Annotated in this window: 19 protein-coding genes; 10 read left to right on the top strand and 9 right to left on the bottom strand. The window is 68.6% G+C overall.

Annotation, left to right across the window (positions count from 1 at the left end; translation table 11 throughout):
• The first annotated feature begins 27 nt into the window (after positions 1–27).
• The 4 genes from ACFQV6_RS16700 to ACFQV6_RS16685 all read left to right on the top strand — a co-directional run bounded on the left by ACFQV6_RS16700 (position 28) and on the right by ACFQV6_RS16685 (position 4,809).
• Positions 28–507, top strand: a complete 480-nt coding sequence (locus ACFQV6_RS16700) for a MarR family winged helix-turn-helix transcriptional regulator (protein WP_378028398.1) — start codon at positions 28–30, stop codon at positions 505–507.
• Positions 504–2,075, top strand: a complete 1,572-nt coding sequence (locus ACFQV6_RS16695; RefSeq protein WP_378028397.1) for an MDR family MFS transporter — start codon at positions 504–506, stop codon at positions 2,073–2,075. The genes ACFQV6_RS16700 and ACFQV6_RS16695 overlap by 4 nt, the downstream gene beginning before the upstream one ends.
• Positions 2,076–2,199: 124 nt before the next feature.
• Positions 2,200–3,801 carry a diguanylate cyclase gene (locus ACFQV6_RS16690; RefSeq protein ID WP_378028396.1) on the top strand — a complete coding sequence of 534 codons (1,602 nt, stop codon included), beginning with the start codon at positions 2,200–2,202 and terminating at the stop codon, positions 3,799–3,801.
• Between the two features lie 183 nt (positions 3,802–3,984).
• Positions 3,985–4,809: an SAM-dependent methyltransferase gene (locus ACFQV6_RS16685; protein ID WP_378028395.1), complete on the top strand. Its 825-nt coding sequence runs from the start codon at positions 3,985–3,987 to the stop codon at positions 4,807–4,809.
• A 170-nt stretch (positions 4,810–4,979) separates the two neighbouring features.
• Here the strand turns inward: ACFQV6_RS16685 and ACFQV6_RS16680 are convergent, their stop codons facing one another.
• Positions 4,980–5,228, bottom strand: a complete 249-nt coding sequence (locus tag ACFQV6_RS16680) for a hypothetical protein (protein ID WP_378028394.1) — start codon at positions 5,226–5,228, stop codon at positions 4,980–4,982.
• Positions 5,229–5,856: 628 nt separating this feature from the next.
• Here ACFQV6_RS16680 and ACFQV6_RS16675 point away from each other — a divergent pair.
• Positions 5,857–6,093, top strand: coding sequence for a DUF397 domain-containing protein (locus ACFQV6_RS16675; protein WP_378028393.1), 237 nt, complete (start codon positions 5,857–5,859; stop codon positions 6,091–6,093).
• A gap of 77 nt (positions 6,094–6,170) precedes the next feature.
• On the opposite strand, the gene ACFQV6_RS16670 is transcribed toward ACFQV6_RS16675, so the two are convergent.
• Positions 6,171–7,082, bottom strand: coding sequence for a helix-turn-helix domain-containing protein (locus tag ACFQV6_RS16670; RefSeq protein ID WP_378028493.1), 912 nt, complete (start codon positions 7,080–7,082; stop codon positions 6,171–6,173).
• A 260-nt stretch (positions 7,083–7,342) separates the two neighbouring features.
• Here ACFQV6_RS16670 and ACFQV6_RS16665 point away from each other — a divergent pair, with 260 nt between their 5' ends.
• Complete coding sequence (locus ACFQV6_RS16665) at positions 7,343–7,642, top strand: hypothetical protein (RefSeq protein WP_378028392.1); 300 nt, start codon at positions 7,343–7,345, stop codon at positions 7,640–7,642.
• Positions 7,639–7,827, top strand: a complete 189-nt coding sequence (locus ACFQV6_RS16660) for a hypothetical protein (RefSeq protein WP_378028391.1) — start codon at positions 7,639–7,641, stop codon at positions 7,825–7,827. Before ACFQV6_RS16665 ends, ACFQV6_RS16660 begins: the two co-directional genes overlap by 4 nt.
• Before the next feature lie 63 nt (positions 7,828–7,890).
• On the opposite strand, the gene ACFQV6_RS16655 is transcribed toward ACFQV6_RS16660, so the two are convergent.
• Positions 7,891–10,119 carry an LLM class flavin-dependent oxidoreductase gene (locus ACFQV6_RS16655; RefSeq protein ID WP_378028390.1) on the bottom strand — a complete coding sequence of 743 codons (2,229 nt, stop codon included), beginning with the start codon at positions 10,117–10,119 and terminating at the stop codon, positions 7,891–7,893.
• A gap of 99 nt (positions 10,120–10,218) precedes the next feature.
• On the opposite strand from ACFQV6_RS16655, the gene ACFQV6_RS16650 reads away from it, so the two are divergent.
• On the top strand, positions 10,219–10,515 hold the full coding sequence (locus ACFQV6_RS16650; protein WP_378028389.1) for a DUF3040 domain-containing protein: 297 nt from the start codon (positions 10,219–10,221) through the stop codon (positions 10,513–10,515).
• A gap of 9 nt (positions 10,516–10,524) precedes the next feature.
• Here the strand turns inward: ACFQV6_RS16650 and ACFQV6_RS16645 are convergent, their stop codons facing one another.
• The 3 genes from ACFQV6_RS16645 to ACFQV6_RS16635 all read right to left on the bottom strand — a co-directional run bounded on the left by ACFQV6_RS16645 (position 10,525) and on the right by ACFQV6_RS16635 (position 13,481).
• Positions 10,525–11,361: a phosphoribosylaminoimidazolesuccinocarboxamide synthase gene (locus ACFQV6_RS16645; RefSeq protein ID WP_378028388.1), complete on the bottom strand. Its 837-nt coding sequence runs from the start codon at positions 11,359–11,361 to the stop codon at positions 10,525–10,527.
• 521 nt (positions 11,362–11,882) lie between these two features.
• Positions 11,883–12,137 (bottom strand): hypothetical protein, encoded by a 255-nt coding sequence (locus ACFQV6_RS16640; RefSeq protein ID WP_378028387.1) that lies wholly within the window; start codon positions 12,135–12,137, stop codon positions 11,883–11,885.
• A gap of 111 nt (positions 12,138–12,248) precedes the next feature.
• Positions 12,249–13,481, bottom strand: a complete 1,233-nt coding sequence (locus ACFQV6_RS16635; protein WP_378028386.1) for an MFS transporter — start codon at positions 13,479–13,481, stop codon at positions 12,249–12,251.
• Between the two features lie 366 nt (positions 13,482–13,847).
• Here ACFQV6_RS16635 and ACFQV6_RS16630 point away from each other — a divergent pair, with 366 nt between their 5' ends.
• Entirely contained in the window at positions 13,848–15,533 is a 1,686-nt protein-coding gene (locus tag ACFQV6_RS16630; protein WP_378028385.1) for a PIG-L family deacetylase, read from the top strand.
• On the top strand, positions 15,530–17,350 hold the full coding sequence (locus ACFQV6_RS16625) for a S8 family serine peptidase (protein ID WP_378028384.1): 1,821 nt from the start codon (positions 15,530–15,532) through the stop codon (positions 17,348–17,350). Before ACFQV6_RS16630 ends, ACFQV6_RS16625 begins: the two co-directional genes overlap by 4 nt.
• 14 nt (positions 17,351–17,364) lie before the next feature.
• Here ACFQV6_RS16625 and ACFQV6_RS16620 read toward each other — a convergent pair whose 3' ends face one another.
• The 3 genes from ACFQV6_RS16620 to ACFQV6_RS16610 form a co-directional block, all read right to left on the bottom strand.
• Complete coding sequence (locus ACFQV6_RS16620) at positions 17,365–18,489, bottom strand: PQQ-binding-like beta-propeller repeat protein (RefSeq protein WP_378028383.1); 1,125 nt, start codon at positions 18,487–18,489, stop codon at positions 17,365–17,367.
• A 162-nt stretch (positions 18,490–18,651) separates the two neighbouring features.
• Positions 18,652–19,278: a DUF305 domain-containing protein gene (locus ACFQV6_RS16615; RefSeq protein ID WP_378028382.1), complete on the bottom strand. Its 627-nt coding sequence runs from the start codon at positions 19,276–19,278 to the stop codon at positions 18,652–18,654.
• Positions 19,279–19,343: 65 nt separating this feature from the next.
• Positions 19,344–20,159 carry a lytic polysaccharide monooxygenase gene (locus tag ACFQV6_RS16610; protein WP_378028381.1) on the bottom strand — a complete coding sequence of 272 codons (816 nt, stop codon included), beginning with the start codon at positions 20,157–20,159 and terminating at the stop codon, positions 19,344–19,346.
• Positions 20,160–20,174: the final 15 nt, after the last annotated feature.

Here is a 20,174-nt window from a genome sequence, read left to right as displayed (position 1 = left end):
TGCAGCAAGCATCACTGGGAGGCGGCCATGAACGATTACGCGGAACCACACCCGCTGACGATGGCGATGCACGAGGTCCTCAAGGCCGTCCGCCTGCTCAAGCAGAACCGTGCCGGGCACCCGGCGGTGGTCCCGGTCGGCACGGTGGGCGTCCTCGCCGCGATCCGCAACCGGGAGCGCGCCGGCCCGTGCCACGTCAAGGACCTCGCGAACGACCACGCCCTGGATCCGTCAACGATCAGCCGCACGGTTGCCGCCCTGGTCCGCGCCGGGCTGGTCGCCCGCTCGGCAGACCCGGACGACGGGCGCGCCATCACTCTCCACCTCACGCACGACGGTTGCTCGGTGCTCGACAGCGTGCAGCAGCACTACCAGGACCGGCTCACCACCGCGCTCCACAACTGGAGCCCCGAGGAGATCGCCGAGTTCGCCGCGGCCCTGCACCGCTTCGCCCGCGACCTGATCGACCAGGAAAACACCACGCCCAGCTTGGAGGCCGCGCGATGAGCGCCCCGACCGAAACCCGCGCTGATTCAGGCGCCATGTCGCACCGCGCGATTCTGGAGGCCCTCTCCGGCCTTCTGCTCGTGCTCTTCGTCGCGATGGCGAGTTCCACCATCGTCTCCACAGCGCTGCCCCGGATCATCGGTGACCTCGAGGGCAGCCAGACCCAGTACACCTGGGTGGTCACCGCGACGCTGCTCACGGCCACCGCGACCACCCCGATCTGGGGCAAGCTCTCCGACCTCTACAGCAAGAAGCTGCTGGTCCAGCTCTCCATCGTGATCTTCGTGATCGGCTCACTGATCGCCGGCTTCACCCAGAACACCGAGCAGCTCATCGCCGCCCGCGCGTTCCAGGGCCTCGGCATGGGCGGTGTCCAGGCACTGGTCCAGGTGGCCATCGCCGCGATGATCCCGCCGCGGGAGCGCGGCCGGTACAACGGTTACCTCGGCGGCGTGATGGCCCTCGCCACCGTCGGCGGGCCGCTGCTCGGCGGCCTGATCGTGGACACCTCGTGGCTGGGCTGGCGCTGGTGCTTCTTCATCGGCGCGCCGTTCGCGGTGATCGCCCTCGCCGTACTGCAGAAGACCCTGCACCTGCCGGTCATGCGCCGGGACAACGTGAAGATCGACTACTTCGGCGCCACCCTGATCGCCGCCGGCGTCAGCGTGATCCTGGTCTGGATCTCGTTCGTCGACGACGCCTTCGCCTGGCTCTCCTGGCAGACCTTCGCCATGGTCGGTGGCGGTGCGGTGCTGCTCGCCCTCGCGGTCTGGGTCGAGTCCCGGGTCTCCGAGCCGGTGGTCCCGCTGCCGATCGTCCGTGAACGCACCACCGCCCTGGCGATCATCGGGAGCCTCGCGGTCGGCATGGCGATGTTCGGCGGTGCCGTCTTCCTCGGCCAGTACTTCCAGATCGGGCGCGGTTACAGCCCGACCGAGGCGGGCCTCCTGATGATCCCGATGATGTTCGGCGTCCTGGTCTCGTCGACCATCGCCGGCCGGGCGATCACCAAGAGCGGCAGAATCAAGCCGTACGTCGTGGCCGGCACGATCATCCTGGTCATCGGCTTCGCCGGGCTCTCGTTCCTCGACCACGACACCCCGCTCTGGTATGTCGGAACCGCGATGGCCCTGGTCGGCATCGGTGTGGGCCTCTCCATGCAGAACCTGGTGCTCGCGGTCCAGAACACCGTGTCACTCAAGGACATCGGCGCGGCGAGCTCGACGGTCGCCTTCTTCCGGTCGCTCGGCGGCACCATCGGTGTCTCGGTCCTCGGCGCGGTCCTGGCCCGGCGGGTGTCCGAGTCGATCACCTCGCAGCTCACGGCGATGGGTGTGCCGGCCGGCAGCACGAGCGGCGGGAGCAGCCTGAACCTCGCCGCACTTCCGGACCCGATCCAGCACGTGGTGCGGTCCGCGTACGGCGACGCCACCGGTCACATCTTCCTGATCTCCATGGGCATCGCGGTGATCGGCGTGATCGCGGCGATCGCGATGAAGCCGGCCCAGCTGCGCAGCACCGTCGACCTGGCACCGGCGGCGGCCAAGGAACCCGCCTTCGCCGACTGAGCCCGCACTGCTCTCTCGGGCTTTCTCGCGGCGCCCGGATCTTCTCGGATCCGGGCGCCGCTTTCTCTCATCCGGGCCCGCACTCAGTCGATCCTTCGGCCGTGCACCGGAGAGGAGAACCGCGTTGAATGGGCTCGCGATCGACGCCGAAGCGCTTTCAGCCGCACTCCTCGCGATCGAGGACGAGCGGTCCTGGGACGCCGAGGCCGAACTGACCCGATCTCTGGAGATCGAGCGCGCCGCACTGGCCCTCGGTGACGGCCTCCTGGTCACCCGGGCGCAACTGTGCCAGGCGAACATGCGCCTGCGCTCCGGCGACGTGTCCGGCGCCGCGGCTCAGATCTGGCGGGTGCACCAGTGGGCGGTCAGCCACGACGAGCGGCAGCTGCTCGCTCGTACGCACCTGGTCTGGTCGAACATCCACCAGCACCTGAGCGACGCCGAGCAGGCCCTCGAACACGCGGTACTCGCGGTCGAGCTGCTCGACGACGACTCCACCACGCACATGCACATCTGGCACCGCACCAAGCTGGCCGACGCCCTGTGGGCCGCCGACTCCATGGACGCGGCACGGGTTCGCTACCGCCAGGCCGAACAGCTGGCCGTCGAGTCCGGATCGCCGGCCCTGCTCTGCCTGCTCAACAACTACGCGTTCACCGAGTTCGACACCGGCAACCAGACACGCGCCGAGGAGGTGGCCGAACGCCTCCTGGTCCTCGCCGACGAGCGGGGTGAGCTGCTGGAGCCCGCGTACCTCGACACCATCGGCTGGATCCAGATCGGGAACGAGCGGTACGAGGACGCCGAGCAGACCATGCGGCTCTGCATCGACAGGTACGCCGAGGGCCGGTACGACAACGCCGACGCGATGCCGATGTACCTGCTCACCCTGGCCCGGGCCCAGCGAGGTCTCGGCGCGTACGAGGGTGCACAGGCGAGCCTCGACTCGTCGCGGATCCTCTGCCTCGAGCGTGACCTCGGCGACCTGCTCGTACGCGTACACGAGGAGCAGGCCGAACTGCACGCCGCGAGGGGGGACTTCGCCCGGGCGTTCGCCGTGCACAAGGTGTTCTTCGGGGCGTACCAGACCCGGCACTCGGTGCAGCGGGAGGCCCGTACCCGTACCCGCCAGGCGATGTTCGAGACGGTCGAGGCCCGGCAGGAGGCGGAGCGTTTCCGCGAGCAGGCCCGCCGCGACCCACTGACCGGCCTGCACAACCGCCGGCACGTCGACGAGCGCCTGCCCGGACTGATCGACTCGGATCCGGCTCTCACCATCGCCCTCGTCGACCTGGACCACTTCAAGCAGGTCAACGACCGGCTCTCGCACAACGTCGGCGACCAGGTGCTGGTCTCCGTCGCCGACCTGCTCACCCGGGAGATCGCGATCGCCTGCCCGGACGGCTTCGTCGCACGGCTGGGTGGTGAGGAGTTCCTGATCGTGCTGCCGGACACCTCGGTCGCGAGCGCCGCCGGCCTGCTCGACCACGTCCGCCGCATGGTTCGCGGGCACGACTGGCTCCCCCTCACGCGCGGCCTGCCGGTCACCGTCAGTATCGGCGTCGCCACTGTCGCGGAGGTCGCCGACCCTACCCAGCCCACCCTCCTGTCCACTGCGGACAGTCGTCTGTACGCTGCCAAGCACGCCGGACGTGATCGCGTCGTGTCAGCCGCGGATCACCACGGTGGCCTCCGCGGGTACGCCCAGCACGCCTCGGCCGCCTGACCTGCGGCACCTCCGGAGATCACCGGGCCGCCAGATCCGGTCGCCGAGGGCTTAAGTCGGTCAATAGTTGCGGCTAGGCTGGGTCGACCGAGTCGCCGCACGGACGGGCTCTCCGCCCCGGCGGGCTCCCCGCACGGACGGGCGACGCGGATCGGCAAGGGGTGCAGGCGCAAGGAGGCGGTCGTGGTCCAGGGCAGTAACGATCCGGCGAACGAGGTTGCGCCGCCCGGTGTCAACATCAACGTGCCGCACTCCGCCCGGATCTACGACTACTGGCTGGGCGGCAAGGACAACTTCGCTGTCGACCGGGCGGTCGGCGAGGCGATGATGCAGGCCATCCCCGGTATGCGGTACATGGCCGGGGAGAACCGCAAGTTCGTCCACCGGGTGGCCCGTGATCTGGTCGAACGTGAGGGCATCCACCAGTTCCTCGATATCGGCACCGGCATACCGACCCGGCCCAACCTGCACGAGGTCGCCCAGCAGATCCGCCCGGACGCCCGGGTGGTCTATGTGGACAACGACCCCATCGTGCTGGTCCACGCCCGCGCCCTGATGATCAGCCACCCCGAGGGCCGCAGTGAATACATCTCCGCCGACCTGCGTGACCCCGCCTCGATCATCAACGACCGGGCACTGCTCGACACGCTCGACCTCAAGAAGCCGGTCGGGCTGACGCTCATCGCGATCCTCATGCTGCTCGCCGACCAGGACGACCCGTGGAGCAAGGTGGCCGAGCTGCGCGACGCCCTGCCGTCCGGGAGCTGCCTGGCGATCACCCACCCGACCGCCGACTTCAACCCGGCCGAGGTGGAGGCGGCGGTCGCCGCTGCTACGGGCGCCGGGATGACGCTCGTCGCCCGGACGGAGGAGGCGGTCAATCGCTTCTTCGGTGACTGGGAGATGCTCGAGCCGGGTGTCGTACCGGTGTCCAGCTGGCACCCGGACGACCCGAACGTGGATCCCAAGGCCGCCTATTACTGGGCCGGAGTGGCCCGCAAGCCCTGATTCCCGCATCGCCGGGCCCTCGATTCTGCCGCCGATCCGTTTCGGCCACCTGCGGTCTCGGGCCATGTCCTTCACCAAGAGAGCCCCGCCGGCGTGCCGGCGAGGCTCTCTTGCTTATGTAAGACCGAGTGGGCGGCTTGGCACGGGGAACCGAACCGCCCACCCGGCGTTCACACGGGCGTGCTTCGCAACACCCGGAGGCGCGGGCGCTTGCACGCCGGCGGGACGGGCACGCGCCCCGCCCGGATCAGCATCTCGCGAACCGCGACCTCACGTCCGAACCGATCGACGACGACGGCTCGGACACCGAGCCAGGTGTCGTCCTCGTGCGGTATCGGTTTGTCCCAATCCACGCGCACCAGGCGCAGCCGGATCGGGCCCACGCCATAGCAGTAGTCCGACTCGGCGAACTCGTGCACCGGCCAGCGCGGCTCACTCGGTCGTAACACATGGTCACGAACCCGTGGCGCTGAAGCCATCCACCTGGCGCGCGCCGGAGGGAGGCCGGCGGGCTGCTGCCCACGGCACCGAACGAGGTCAATCACGCGCGTCGGACTCACCTTCCTCGGCAGGCGGCTTAGGGGAACTTGCCCCGTCAGGCCGGCTCAATGCATACCTCACCCCACCGAACCGGTGCGATACCGCCTTGGCTCGGGCAGAAGCCGCGATCACCTCATCGGTGACCGGTTCGTCCCGGTAAACCAGGGGCGGGTTTCCCCGGCGCGGGTTTTCGCCCGCACCGGGGTCGCTCGGATCAGGAAGCTCCGGGCCGATGTTTGGTATCGACATACTCGTCACCTCTCGCTCAGACGCCCCCGCCAGGGAGCCTCGCGCCGAGGCCGCAGACGTCGCTCCGCGACCGACCCATCACCTAAAGATGTCACCGTCAGTGACCCCTTTGGGCGTCTCACGTGCGTTATCATGCTCAGAATCCCGTGACTACGCAAGGCCAGATGCACGTGCATTTGCATCGCCGCCCTATTTAGGCACGGGTGGACACTGATCCTGGATCGATCGGCGATCCAGGGCATACCAAGGGAGCTTGGAATGGCCTACGTGGTCAACGGCATGCCCGCCGGTCAGCTGCAGGGAGTGACCTGGCAGAAGAGCGGTCGCAGCAACCCGAGCGGCAACTGCGTGGAGTGCGCCGTCCTGCCCAGCGGCGACGTCGCCGTGCGCAACTCCCGGGACCCAGAGGGTGCAGCGCTCATCTACACCCGGGCCGAGATCGTGGCCTTCCTGGGCGGCGTCCGCGACGGGGACTTCGACAACCTGGTCGCCTAGAACTCATTGAACCGGTCCGGTCGCCGGCGTTCCAGCGTGCGGCGCAGTTCCGCCTGCGACCGGACCCCTCCCACCTATCAGGCGGGACGACCAACCTCGTGCAACAGCTTGCCGAGGATCTCCGGAGTGTGGTTCGGCGGCTCAGCGTCGATGCAGACACGCTCCATGGCCATCGCGTAGTGGTCGACGTCCTCGCGCTTGTCCAGATAGATCGCACTGGTGAGCTGCTCGACATAGACCACGTCCGGCAGCTCCGGCTCCGGGAACCGCAGGATCGCGAACGGACCGCCGGCGGCCGCGTGCCCACCGGCGTGGAACGGGATGATCTGCAGCCGGACGCTCGGCAGTTTCGAAGCCTCGATCAGCGACTCGATCTGCTGGCGCATCACGTCGACGCCGCCGATCGGGCGGCGCAGCACGGCCTCGTCGATGACCGCCCACAGCTGAGGCGCACCCGGACGGGTGAGAATCGCCTGCCGGTGCTTGCGAACCTCGACTCGCCGGTTGATCTCCTCGGCGCTGGCGCCGGCGTGGCCCAGCATGATCACGGCACGTGCGTACTCCGGCGTCTGGAGGAGGCCGGGAACGAACTGGATCTCATAGGTCCGGATCAGCGTCGCCGCCGCTTCCAAGCCCAGGTACGACTGGAACCAGCCGGGAAGGACATCGCTGAAGTGATGCCACCAGCCCGGGTTGTTGGCCTGCCGCGCCAGACCGATGAGCGCCTCACGCTCGTCGTCGTCGGCCACGCCATACATGGTCAAGAGGTCCGCGACGTCGCGTTCCTTGAAGCTGACCCGGCCCAGCTCCATCCGGCTGATCTTCGAACCGGAGGCGCGAATCTCGTAACCCGCGGCCTCACGGGTGATCCCTCTCGTCTCCCGCAGCTTCCGAAGCTGGGAGCCGAGCAGGATACGCAGCACGGTAGGGCCGCCGCCCGGTGCCTCCTCCTGCGAACCCGCGCTCACCTGACTCCTCGTCGCTGCCATGTGACTGCCCGATGCAGCCTTACGCATCCTAGAGCGGAGATCGTGCACATCGAAACCAGCTCGGTCGAAAGCTTTGAGCGTTTGCGCGCGCCGGATGCACGTGCAGACGGCCTTGCGAACGCACTTGATGACGAGCATGATAGCTGACAGACACGTACCGACTGCTAACACAGCGTGCCGAAAAGTTCGGCTGCTCGGACGATGCGTTCAGTTGGGCGCTGCCTGTTGTCCCCCCGACGCCTGCCTCTAGGAGGCACCACATGTCGAACTGGATGGCGTCCACGCCGACCGTCACCCCACCGCAGCGAGATCCCGCGGACGTGGCGCCGGCCGAGAGCTACCGTCCGGCAGATCCGGTGTGGGTCTATCGGAACGGCTGGCGTGCCGGAATCATCGAGGCGTCCTCCCCACGCGCGGTCACAGTGACCTACCGCCCGGGCAGCAACCGGGGCACCGGCGTCGACACCTTCACGGCTCCCTATGTGACCTCCCGCACCGACAGCGACCCCGCACTCGACAACCGCGGGCTCCACCTGGTGCGACGGAGCCCCCTCGTATGACCGGGGCCGTCACCGTCGCCGCCGTCGTCGGCCTGTTGAGCCTGTTCGCGGGCGTCGCCATCGGGTGGTACCTGCGACGCACCAACGACTGGTGCCCCACCTGCGGTGAGCAGCTCACCTGCGGCGCCTGCCCGGCGGGTGTGCACTCATGGCACGAAACCCCGGCCGCAGCCGGCCGTCACTGACCCTCCCGGCCGTCACTGACCCGCTCGCTGATCTACATAGGCACGGGCCCTTGAAGACCGCTTCTATTCAGGCGCGATGTTGAAGTTGTCGCGGAACAGGTTATTCGGGTCGTAACGGCGCTTCAGCTGACGTAACCGGTCCAGCGTCGCCGGCGGCCACGCCTCGCCGATCCGCTCCGGGCGCTGATCGGTCTCGAAGGAGAGATACAGCCCCCGGAAGTAGGGTGCCAGCTCGTCCCAGGCCGCATCCAGGCGCGCCTTCGAGCCTCCGAACGCCACCACCGAGAAGTTCGCCTCGCGATGGGCGTATGCCGTCGCCTCGGCGGGCACGTCCGCGACCGCGCCGCCGACCGAGCGGATCTGGAAGAAGTAGGCAGTGCCCGAGGAGATGAGCCGCTCCGCGGCTGTGCAGAACTCCGGCGTCAGGTGGTCGATCAGACCGGACCGCACGGCAGGTTCACCCTGGCCGTCGTGCGGCGCGTCCGGCACGTTCATCACTTCGGCGTACGAGACGAGCTGCACCTGCTGATCGAGGAGTGGAGCGACCCCGGCGACCGGCGTGAACCGGTCGATGATGGTGTCCGGCTCGGCCGAGTCCACCACGCCGTAGATCTGTGCCAGCGATCGCCCGCGCCGGGGCGGCCCCATGATCAGGTTGGTGGTGACGTCCCGTGGCGCCTCCTCCATGACGGCACCCCACCGCTCCAGCAGCCCGGCACCGTCCGCCGCGTCGAGCACGAACTGGCCGAAGCCGACCGAGCCGACCTCGTCGACCTGGAACTCGAACGCCGTCACCACGCCGAAGTTCGCACCGGCACCGCGTACCGCCCAGAACAGGTCCGGGTTCTCGTCGGCGGTGGCGCGGATCCGGGTGCCGTCGGCGAGGACCAGCTCGGCCGCGCGCATCCGGTCGATCGTGAGGCCGTGCTCCCGGGCCAGCCAGCCGACGCCGCCCGCGGTGGCCAGGCCGCCGACACCGACACCGCCGTAGTCGCCGCTGCTCAGCGCCCAGCCGTGCGGGGCGAGGGCGGCGGCGACGTCTTTCCAGCGGGCGCCCGCTTCGACGCGTACCAGGCGGTCGGCCTCGGAGAGCACGTCGATCGCGGTCAAGCGGGACAGGTCGATGACGATGCCGCCGTCGTTCGTCGAGCGGCCGCTGATCCCGTGCCCGCCACTGCGTACCGCCAGCGGCACCTCCTGGTCAACCGCGAACGCCACGGCGGCCACCACCTCGTCGACGTTTCCCGGCTGCAGCACCAGCCCGGGTGTTCCGCCTCGGAGATAGGTAGAGCGCACACGGTCGTACGAGAAATCTCCCGGCTCGATCGCAACGGCCGTGAGTGCCGCCGGAAGCCCGTCGTAGTCGATGCCGTCGCGCCGTTTGGCGAGGGCGGCCAACGGCCGGACCGGACCGGTGGCGACACCGTCGGCGGACCGCGCCCGCGCAACGGCCTCACGGACCGCCGGGATCACCCCGGTCGCGAAAAGCTCCAACTCGTGCGGATCGTCGGAACCCAGGATGAACGTGCCGATCCCGTGCTCCAGAGCGAACGGGATCAACTCCTCGACCCACTGATCAGCGGTCTTCGCCGGATCACCGAAGACGTTCAGCAGCCGCCGGATCTCACGCGGATCCCGGTCGGCGGCCAGCGCGGCCTTGTCGATCGTGGCGTTGCCGGCCTCGAGCGCGCCCGGCTTCAGATAGGAGAGCGACGGCAGCCAGCCATCCGCCTTCGCACCGACCAGCCGCAGCATCCGCGGCCCGTAGGCACCGACCCAGATCGGCACCGAGTGCGCCGGCGCCGGGCCACGCTTCGCCCCGGTCAGCCGGAAGTAGTCGCCGCCGTAACGCACCCCGCCGCGCTCGCCGGTGCGCCACAGCTCGCGGATCACATCGATCGCCTCGGAGAGCTGATCGACAGACTCACCAGGGGTACGCCGCGGGACGCTCATCGCCTCCATCGCGTCCCAGAACCCGCCGGCGCCGAGACCCAGCGCCACCCGCCCGCCGGAAAGCAGATCCAGGCTCGCCGCCGCCCGGGCCAGCACCGGAGCCGGGCGCATCGGCACGTTCAGCACGTTGCCCGCCAGCTCGATCCGCTCGGTCCGCGCCGCCACCCAGCTCAGCAGCGTCCAGGTGTCCAAGAAACCGGGCTGATAGGGATGATCCTGGAAGGTGACCAGGTCGTATCCGAGTTCCTCGCTGAGGCGGGCCCGGGCGACCACGGCGTCCGGGTCGGCGTTGGAAGGAGTCAGAAAGGTGCCGAACCGCAGAGGGTGCCCGTAATCCACAGCTTGATCGTAGGCACGTTGCCGCCCGCGCTCGTTTCACCGCCACAATCCAGGGGTACGCGCCGGGCACCGACTCCACGAAAGTCAGGTGGGCGTGCCGTGCTCGAACCCCGAGAAGACCAGGCCTTCCGCGGCGTGATCGCACAACTGCTGATCGACGACGTGTCATTCGCACAGCGGATCAACCGCCTCGGACGCCCACCACGGTGGTGGGCCGTCCTGGCAGTCGCGTTGTGGGCGATCGGACCGATCTGCATCGTGCTCGGCGGGTGGACCGGTTTCTTCGAAGCCGTGCTGGCCGCTGGTTACGGAACGCACCTGCTCCGCAAGCGGCAGCGCTGGACGGCCGCCGCGGCGCGAGTCACTGCCGGCGGGCCCCCTGCGCCGCTCGGTTGATCTCCCGCCTTATCTCCAGCGGTCGCCGGTAAGCCGCTCGTAGACCTCGATGTAGCGGTTTCGGGTGGCCTCGACCACCTCTTCCGGGATCTCCGGCCCCGGCGGGGTCCGGTCCCAGCCGGTGAGCCCCGTGGACCAGTCCCGCAGGAACTGCTTGTCCAGGTAACGCGGCACACTGCCCGGCCGCCACTCGTCGGCACTCCAGAACCGTGACGAGTCCGGCGTCAGCACCTCGTCTCCGATCGTCAGCTGCCCACCCGCGTACCCCAACTCGATCTTGGTGTCCGCAATGATGATGCCCTTGCCTGCCGCGATCTCCGAGCCCCTCCGATAGACCTCGAGCGTGACCCGGCGCAACTCCTCGGCAAGCTCCTTGCCCTGGCTCTCCACCACGTCCTCGAACGTGAGCGGCCGATCATGCCCACCCCCGACCGGCTCCTTCGTGCTCGGCGTGAAGATCGGCTCCGGCAACTTCGACGACTCGATCAGACCCGGCGGAAGCTCGATGCCGGAAACCTTCCGCTCCCGCTCGTAGTCCACAAGACCGGAACCGGCCAGGTAACCCCGCGCGATGCACTCCACCATGACCATCTCCAGCCGGCGGCACCGGATGGCCCGGCCCGACCACTCGGACGGCACGTCGGTGGCGGAGATGACGTGGTTGGGGACGACGTCGGCGAGCTGGTCGAACCACCAGAGGGACAGCTGGGTGAGGATCTTGCCCTTGTCCGGGATCGGCGTGGGCAGGATGACGTCGTAGATCGAGATCCGGTCGGAAGTGACCAGGAGGAGGTCATCGCCGTCGGCGTAGACGTCCCGGACCTTGCCGGAGTGCAGGAGCTCCACGTGTTCCCCTCGAGTGGGTCGGTTGGCGTGCGGTTTCACGCTATCGAACCGGCAAGACACCAACCCGGAGTGGCTGGAATCCGCGCGGGCCCGGCTGCGTGCGCCACTCACTCTTCCTTTTTCGTACGGGACACGCAGAGGTACCGCCGTCACACGCGATCACATTGCCGGCTCCAGGCCATCCGGCGCCCGCCGGGCTGTGACTGGGTGGTCACCGGCCCGCCGCCCCGCCTCTCGCACAGCACCACCCGACCCCAGCGTGGGTAGCCGCACACGTTGGAGTTACGTGTGCGGCTACAAGGCCTATGACGTTCCTAAACGCGCACATAACCTCAAACTGCGCGCCTACCCCGCAATCATGGGTAGTTGTCCCGTAGCGAAGACAATCGCAATGGGAACCCCGTCAGCTGCCGATGCAGCAGCTACCAAACCAAGGTTCCCTATGTGCCCGCACGGATAGCCCGTCGCGTACTTCCGCCGCATGCGGGTTGAACACGACCCGAGTGTCGTACTCCGCGTGCTTATTCAGCCCGGGCGGCCTGGAGTCCAGGAAAGGCCCGGCCAATGATGTTGAGCAGCTCTGCTGCCTGTGCGCGGTCAATCTGGATGGTCTGACTAACCTTCTTCTCCGACTTTCGCTGGTCGGATCCGTAGGTGCTCAGCTGAAGGTACGAACCGCCATGGTGGTCGATCACTTGCCAACCGCAATCAACCTCGGTCCGGTGGATACCCCCTTTGCCGTCTTTGGAGGGGAAGAACGAAACGATGACAGCCATGACTAGGACGCCTCCCGCCTAGGAGCTGGGGAGCCAATGGCTCCGAGCGTCCGGAAAGACTACTGCCTCCCCGCCGTGATCGCGGGGAGACAGTAGTCCTTGACAATCGCGTTAAGCGGGCTGTGTCGCCGGGCGTCCCCATAGGAACGACCAGTTCAGCGAGCGCCCCTTCACCCGCACCAGGGCCACCGCCCCCATAACAGCCGCCACCGTCGTCACCGCACCGGCCAGAACCAGCGCACCCCGGGCACCCACCGTGTCGCACATCCACCCGACCGCCGGCGCCCCCACGATCCCCGACAGAGACGACACGATGCCCACCGTCGCCAGCACGCGGCCGCGCATCCGCTCGCACGTGTCCAGCTGGATGCGCGTCGACACCACCGTGTCGAAGACGACTGCGCCGGCCGCGATCGGCAGGATCAGGGCGGCGAAGCCCAGAACATTGGGGGCCAGGCCGGAGCAGAGCTGCAGGACGCTGATCAGGAAGCCCGTGCCGAGCAGGACCCGCAGGGTGGATCGACCGCTGCCGGCCAGGAGCAGGCCGCCGGCCACCGCGCCGACCGCGAAGGCGGTGGAGAGCAGGCCGTAGGAACCGGACGAGCCCTCCAACGGGCCGGCCACCATCGCGGCCATCGACACCTGGTAGTTGCGGCCCAGGGAGCCCAGGACGAAGGACAGGGCCAGCACGATCAGTACGACCGGCTGGCGGATCAGGTAGCGCAGGCCGGCCATGATGCCGCCGTCGGTGGGGTCGGCGACTGCCAGGGTGCGCATCTCGCCGGTGCGCATGGCTAGCAGCGAGAAGATCACGGCGAGGTAGGAGACGGCGTTGATCAGGAAGAGGATCGCCGGGCCGGTGATGCCGATCAGGACGCCGCCGAGGGCCATGCCGCCGATGCGGCCGGCCGAGCTGAGCACGGAGCCGAGGGCGAGTGCCGAGCCGAGGGACTCGCGGGGGACCAGGGAGGAGCCGAAGCGGCCGAGGACCGGGCCCTCGAACGAGCTGATCACGCCGGAGACCAGAGCCACACCGTAGATGAGCCAGTTGTTCGACGGCAGGATCAGGGCGAGTGCCAGCATGGCCCGGATCGCCTGGCAGGCGATCAGCATGGGGCGGGCGGGGATCCGGTCGGCGAGGGCGCCGCCCCAGCTGCCGAGCAGGAGTACGGGCAGCGACTGCAGCATGACGACAGCGCCCATGGCCGTGGCTGATCCGGTGGCGGAGAGGATCAGCCAGTTCAGCGCCAGCACCTGCATCCAGGTGCCGCTCACGGAGATGAGGTCAGCGGCCGCCCACAGGCGGTAGTTGCGCTCTCGCAGCGGCGCGAACATCGGAGCCATGGTGGCGGCACTCCCTACGGGAAAGTGACGCCGGCTCTCGGCGCCGTTTTCCCCTTCGGGCAGGTCACCTGATCGACTTCGGGCTGACGGACCGGAACACCGGAACAGCAACCGGGACGGTTGCAGCCGCCGGCCACGCGCTTGAAACGGGGCGAATCGGAAAGAAGGCCGGAACGGTAGCGTCCCTACGCGAGGTTCAACAGCCTGTAAAGAGTTAACAGTCTATTTCACAAGGCCCATTTAGGACTCGCGCCGATTTGACGTTCATGGGTATCGTTCCCGCGTCCAGAGGATCACGGGGGTGGCTTAATGCTGGGCAAAACGACATCTGCCAGGCAGAGGCGCTGGGGCGGGACGATCACCGGTGTGCTTGCCCTGCTGGGCGCGACCGTGGTGACCATGCAGGCCAGTGCCGATGTGCTGGACAGTTCGGGCTGCTCTCGTGGCCGGGTGCTGAACGTCGTCGCGCACCAGGACGACGACCTGCTGTTCATGAACCCGGACATTCAGCGGGACATCGACGCCAACCGGTGCACGCTCACCGTTTTCGTCACCGCCGGCGACGCCGGCGCCGGCGAGGGCTACTGGCGGGAGCGCGAGAAGGGCCCGCGGGCGGCGTACGCGATGATGGCCGACGCCGACGACGAGTGGAACACCAAAACCGTCAAGTTCGGCAAGTACGACGTCCGGTACGAGTCGCTGGCCGACCGCTCCGACGTGGCGCTGGTTCACCTGCGCGCACCGGACGGCGGCGGTGGGGGCTGGCCGGCCAACAACGGCGAGAGCCTCGACGAGCTCTACCAGGGCAAGCTGGCCGAGATCCACTCGGTGGACGGTGCCAACACGTACACCAAGGCCGGCCTGATCGAGCTGCTCGCCGACGTCATGCGGACGTTCCAGCCGGACTTCATCCAGACCCTGGACTACTCGGAGAAGAACCGCGGCGCCGAGCACAGTGACCACCGGACCACGGCGTTCCTGGCCTTCGACGCGCACCGGCAGTACAAGACTCCACACCGGATCAGCGCCTACATGGCATACGCCGTGGCGGACCTGCCGAGCAACGTCTTCTACACGGTCGAGAACCACAAGCTCGACGTGTTCATGGCGTACGCGAAACACGACTCGAAGGTCTGCCAGACCACCGGCGCCTGCCGCAACGGCGCGTACGACATCCGCTCGTTCCGCCGCTACCGGAACGCGGCCGAGCAGGGCGGTGTCCAGAACATCGCACCGCTCGCCACGCTCTCCGTCTCGTCGCAGAACACCGCGGCCGGCCAGTCGGTGGCGAAGGCCGTCAACGGTTCGACGAAGGGTTCGCCGATCTCCTCGGCCGACGAGTGGTCCACGGTCAAGGGCAAGGCCGGCAGCTGGATCTACGGGATCTGGCGCAACGCGCAGACCATCGACAGCGTCGTGCTCTACGACCGGCCGAACGCCAACGACCAGATCACCGCGGGCGTCCTGTCGTTCAGCGACGGCACCAAGATCAATGTCGGGGCGCTGCCGAACAACGGCGAGGGCAAGGTCGTCTCGTTCCCGCCGAAGCGGCTGTGGAGCTTCAAGTTCACCGCCACCAAGGTCAGCGCGACCTCCCGCAACGTCGGCCTCGCCGAGCTCCAGGCGTTCGCGACAACCGTCGCGCCCCGGGCCACGGTGACCGCCTCGTCGCAGAACACCAACTCCAGCCAGCAGGCGATCCGGGCCGTCGACGGCTACACGGTCGGCACGGGCATCGGCACGAACCGCGAGTGGGCGACCACCGGCGGTAAGGCCGGCAGCTGGCTGAAGCTCGCCTGGGACAAGCCGCAGAGCATCAACAAGGTCGTCCTGCACGACCGGCCCAACGGCAACGACCAGATCACCGGCGGCACGCTGACGTTCAGCGACGGCAGCACGGTCACCGTGCCCGCACTGCCGAACAACGGCGGCGCACAGACCATCACCTTCGGAAAGCGAACCGTCACCGGGATGACCTTCACCGTGACCAAGGTCAGCGCGACCACCGCCAACGTGGGCCTTGCCGAGATCCAGGTGGAGACAGCCCGATGAGCAAGCACGCCCGGCCGGGCCGGTCCCGGCAGAGGATGAAGATCGCCCTGTTCACCGCGGTGGCCCTGGCCGGTGCGGGCGTCACCCTTCCGGCCCTGGCCGGGACAGATCCTGACGTACGCCTGATCGTCGGCCTCGAGTCAGCGGATCAGAGCGACACGGTCGAACGTCTCACCGACGACGGCTACGACCTCGAGGGCTCGACGCAGCTGGAGAAGCTCGGCGCGCGCACCGTGGAGGTCCCGGAGGACGAGGCGTCCCGGATCGCCGCGAAGCTGCGCAACCAGGAGGGTGTGGACTTCGTCCAGTTGGACCGCCGCATGACGGTCCTGGCCGAGCCGACCACCGACCCGGCAGAAGAAGATGAGCCGTCCGAAGAGGACGTCACGCCCGCGGAGGAGACTCCAGCCGAGGAAGCGCCCGCCGACGAACCCACCCCGACGGTCACCGACGCCCTCGCCCAGTTGGCCGTCCCCGCCGCCCTCAAGACCGCCACCACGTGGAGCCCGGTCACCATCGCGGTCGTCGACACCGGCGTCACCCCGGTCGGCGATCTCACCGGCTCGGTCCTGCCCGGCGCCAACGTGATCGAGAACGCCCCCGACCCGGCCGACGCCCGCGACGACAACAAAGCGAGCCACGGCACCTCGGTCGCCTCCCTGGTCAAGGCCGCCTGCCCGGCCTGCAAGATCCTGCCGGTCAAGGCGGTTGACAGTCACGGCACCACGTTCGCCGTCGAAATCGCCGAGGGCATCACCTACGCCGCCGACAAGGGCGCCCGGATCATCAACCTGTCCTTCGGCGCGCCGGACCAGACGAACAACCCGGACTCCAGTGCCCTTCTGCAGACCGCGATCGACTACGCCCGGAGCAGGGGCGCCATCGTCCTGGCGAGTGCCGGCAACGACGACCGCGGCAACCTCAAGTACTTCCCGGCCGCCAACTCCGGTGTCCTGGCCGTCGCGGGCACCGACCCGGCCGGCAAGCGCCACGAGGGCTCCAACTTCGGGGCGAGCTGGGTGGACCTGGCCGCGCCGTACTGTGCCACCGCCTCGACCTCGACCGGGGGCACCCAGCCGGTCTGCGGCACCTCGTTCAGCACGGCTCTCGCTTCGGGCGTCGCGGGCCTGATCAAGTCGCGCACCGCGGCGGCCAACCAGTGGACCCTCGAGAACGCGCTGACCACCACCGCGACCGCACCGGCCGCCGAGGACAGGTGGCTGGCCTTCGGCGAGATCCGTGCCGACCGCGCCGTGACGAAGGTCGACACCGCCCGCCCGGTCATCGGCGTGGTGACCCCGGGCTACATGGCCCGGTTCCGGGGCACCGTCACGGTGACCGCCGACAAGGTCACCGACGCCGGCGGCTCCGGGATCACCAACGCCCAGCTGTTCGCCGACGGCCGCCTCATCGGCACCGACACCACCGCCCCGTACGCCGTCCGGTATGCGAGCGGCACCCTCAACCGCACGGTCAAGCTGCAGTGGAAGGTGTCCGACCGGGCCGGCAACGTCGGCACCCTCAACCGCAACCTGGTCGCCGACAACCTGGCTCCCACGCTGACCTGGAAGTCCGGCCCGAAGAACAAGGCCAAGGTCAAGGGCACCGTCAAGATCAAGGCGACGGCGAGCGACGCGTCGGGTGTCTACCGGGTCGAGCTGTGGATCAACGGCAAGCTCGCTCAGTGGGACTGGAAGTCGGCATACGCCTTCTCCGTGAAGACCAGCAAGTACGGCAAGACGATCAAGGTGCAGCTCCGCGCCCGGGACAAGGTCGGCAACATCCGTTACCTGACCACCCGCACCTGGAAGCGCTGATCGGTGCGCCCTGATCAGGGCGCATACGCCACCAGGACACTGCCAATCACCTGGTGGATCCGCCCGCCGGTGACCACGACACGGCCACCGAACACCGAGCCGGCCACCGTACCGTCGGACGCGTTCAGGACCGCGCCGCCCGCGTACAGAAGCCCACCGGCCCGGACCGGCTGCACGACATCGGTGTTCAGCTGGGTGATCCACAGCCGTTGGCCGTTGCCGGCGTCCAGGGCCTCGACGGCGCGCCCCTCGGCACGGTAGACCCGGCGCCCGTCGGCCGCGATCAGCTCGCTCGCCTTGCCCGCGGCGGTCCAGACGACCGCTCCGGTGGCGGCGTCGAGCGCGACCAGGCTGCGATCAGCGGGCGACCGGCCGCCGGCGGTGACATAGAACCGATCAGCGCGCGGGCTCGCCGCCTGCGCCGGCCAGGCACCCTTGCGCGTCCACCGGGTGGCGCCACCGCCGATGTCCACTGCCGCCGTCTCCCCCGCCGGTACGCCGTAGCCGTCGGTCTTGTGGATCAGCAGGACACCGTTGGCCGAGACGCCGGTGGTCGCGTACCGCGGTTTGTGCCACAGCATCTTCCCGTCACTCGCGCGGTAGGCGACGACGGCGTCCTCGTCCGACTGCGACCAGCCGGAGATCACCACGACGCCCTTGTCCACCACCACGGAGTTGATCGGCATGTCCGATCCGAGGCCCCAGCGCATCTTGCCGGTGGCGACGTCCAGGGCGGTGAGCTGCCCGTCCGGGTCGCTCTGTGAGTTGCAGTCACCGTTCGCGGCGATCAGCAGGCCGTCGCTGACAGCCATCACGGGCGTGTCGTTGTCCATCATGTCGGGCCAGTCGTAGCGCCAGTTCAGCTTCCCGTCGGCCGCGCCATAGGTGGAGATGCCGAGGTGGTCGCTGGCGAAGATCCGCCCACCGGCGACCACCGGTGCGGACGGCCCGGAGCAACTCTCGTCGCTCTTGCGCAGGTTGACCGACCACTTCCGGGTGAGCCGGCCGATGCTGCCGGCGTTGACCACCGATTCTGCCGGGTTGTAGTAGCTGTCCTCCGCGTCGTAGCCGGGGTGGTCCCAGAGCGACGCGGGCGTGGCGGCGGCCGGCGTCGCTGCCGCGCCGGCAGCGAGTGCCATGGAAAGAGCCACTGCGGATGTACGGGCCAAAGCGTGCACGTGCGCCTCCGAGAGAGTTCCGACGCACGTAACGTAATCCGGGCAAGCCACCCATTCTGCCCATACGACGAACAGAGCGACCCGCGGTTCCCCACGCGGGTCGCTCTGTTCGGGCTGGGACGATCAGCCGTTGAGAAGCTTCAGCATCTGCTGCACCTGGTCGGAGCGGGACTGCTTGACCCGCTCCGCGTACGACTTGGCCAGCTCGTTGCCGCCCTTGTCCAGTTCCAGCCCGGCCATCTCGACAGCGTTGTGCTGGTGCGCCAGGAAGAGGTTGAGGAAGGCGGTCTCGAACTTACCCTTACCGACCGTGCGCAGCGCCTCGATCTCCTGGTCACCGGTGCTCGGCATGCCGCCGTGATCGGCGTGCAGGCTGACCCGCTCGTCCACCTTCGTCGGCTTGCCCCACTCGGTGAGCCAGTTCTTCATCATCGAGATCTCGTCGTTCTGCGTGGCCTGTACGGCCTTCGCGAAGTCGACGACCTCCGGGCGCTGCGCGCGCTCGGCGGCGATCTCCACCATCTCGAGGCCCTGCTCCTGGTTGTCCACCAGCATCTGCAGGAACATCACGTCGGTGTCGTTGAACGTCGATCCGGCGCTGATCTCGGACACGTTCTTGACGTTCTGCGTCTGCGCCGTCCCGGCGGCCGGGGCCGCGGCGTCCTTGCCCGTGTCGGTGCCGCATGCTCCGAGCAGGAGCGGGGCGGCCAGGGCGAGCGCTACCCAGCGCTTAACAGCAGCCGGCTTCACAGCAGCCGGCTTCACAGCAGCGGCCGGCTTCACAGCGGCGGCCGGCTTCACAGCGGCGGCCGGCTTCACAGCGGCAGCCAGAGGGCGAGCGTCCAGATGGAGGGCTCCCAGCTGCGGATCGAGCTGTGCCCCTGGCGGCACTTGTAGGAGACGCCCTCGTAGGTCACCACGTCGTCGACCCGGTACGCCACACCCGGCGCCCACTCCTTGCCGTTCGCCGGCTTCGAGGTGCTGGTCGGTGCCGTCGTCGCGGTGCGGGTCGGCGCGACAGTGGTCGGTGCCGTGGTCGGAGCGGCCGTCGGAGCCTTGGTGGGCGGCGTGGTCGGAGCGGCCGTCGTCGGCGCCGTGGTCGGCGTCGAACCGCCACCACCGCCGATGTTCAGGTCCACGCAGCTGTAGAAGGCGTTGATCGTGTCACCGATGTTCCACACCGCGAGCACGGTCTGCCGGCCGGAGAAGCCGCTGACGTCGACCTTGTGCGAGACGGTCGCGTTGGGGATCGCGTTGTTGTCGTTGAACGACGCGATCTGCTTGCCGCCGATCGAGTACACCCAGGTGGCGGTCCGGTGCCGGGCGGTCAGCACCCAGTTGAAGGTGACCGAGCTGCCGACGCTCGTCGCGGGCCAGTTGCGGGAGTTGTCGTTGAGCACCGAGAAGTTGGCGTTCCCCCCGTTGCACTGGGTGGAGCCCTTCGGGGCCTCGACACTCTGCGGCTCGAACTGGATGGCACCACAGTTCGCCACCGCGCCGGCGGCGCACTGCGCCTGGCGGCTCGGCGGGGAGGACACGTAGCCGTGCGCCAGGGCGGGCGACGACGCGACGGCCAAGCTCGATGCGACCATCCCGAGGGTAGCCAGCGGGTAGGCGATCTTCCTGCGCATGTCAGCTCCATACAT

The sequence above is a fragment of the Actinoplanes sp. GCM10030250 genome (assembly GCF_042666575.1).
In the GTDB taxonomy this organism is placed as follows: domain Bacteria; phylum Actinomycetota; class Actinomycetes; order Mycobacteriales; family Micromonosporaceae; genus Actinoplanes.
The sequence above is the reverse complement of the archived record's forward strand: the minus strand, read 5'-3'. Positions and strand labels throughout refer to the sequence as shown.

What these genes read in the sequence shown, in the direction of transcription:
- ACFQV6_RS16700 (WP_378028398.1), top strand. Translation starts at nt 28, where the DNA reads ATGAACGATTACGCGGAACCACACCCGCTGACGATGGCGATGCACGAG.
- ACFQV6_RS16695 (WP_378028397.1), top strand. Translation starts at nt 504, where the DNA reads ATGAGCGCCCCGACCGAAACCCGCGCTGATTCAGGCGCCATGTCGCAC.
- ACFQV6_RS16675 (WP_378028393.1), top strand. Translation starts at nt 5,857, where the DNA reads ATGGCCTACGTGGTCAACGGCATGCCCGCCGGTCAGCTGCAGGGAGTG.
- ACFQV6_RS16670 (WP_378028493.1), bottom strand. Translation starts at nt 7,082, where the DNA reads ATGGCAGCGACGAGGAGTCAGGTGAGCGCGGGTTCGCAGGAGGAGGCA.
- ACFQV6_RS16665 (WP_378028392.1), top strand. Translation starts at nt 7,343, where the DNA reads ATGTCGAACTGGATGGCGTCCACGCCGACCGTCACCCCACCGCAGCGA.
- ACFQV6_RS16660 (WP_378028391.1), top strand. Translation starts at nt 7,639, where the DNA reads ATGACCGGGGCCGTCACCGTCGCCGCCGTCGTCGGCCTGTTGAGCCTG.
- ACFQV6_RS16640 (WP_378028387.1), bottom strand. Translation starts at nt 12,137, where the DNA reads ATGGCTGTCATCGTTTCGTTCTTCCCCTCCAAAGACGGCAAAGGGGGT.
- ACFQV6_RS16635 (WP_378028386.1), bottom strand. Translation starts at nt 13,481, where the DNA reads ATGGCTCCGATGTTCGCGCCGCTGCGAGAGCGCAACTACCGCCTGTGG.
- ACFQV6_RS16625 (WP_378028384.1), top strand. Translation starts at nt 15,530, where the DNA reads ATGAGCAAGCACGCCCGGCCGGGCCGGTCCCGGCAGAGGATGAAGATC.
- ACFQV6_RS16620 (WP_378028383.1), bottom strand. Translation starts at nt 18,489, where the DNA reads ATGGCACTCGCTGCCGGCGCGGCAGCGACGCCGGCCGCCGCCACGCCC.
- ACFQV6_RS16610 (WP_378028381.1), bottom strand. Translation starts at nt 20,159, where the DNA reads ATGCGCAGGAAGATCGCCTACCCGCTGGCTACCCTCGGGATGGTCGCA.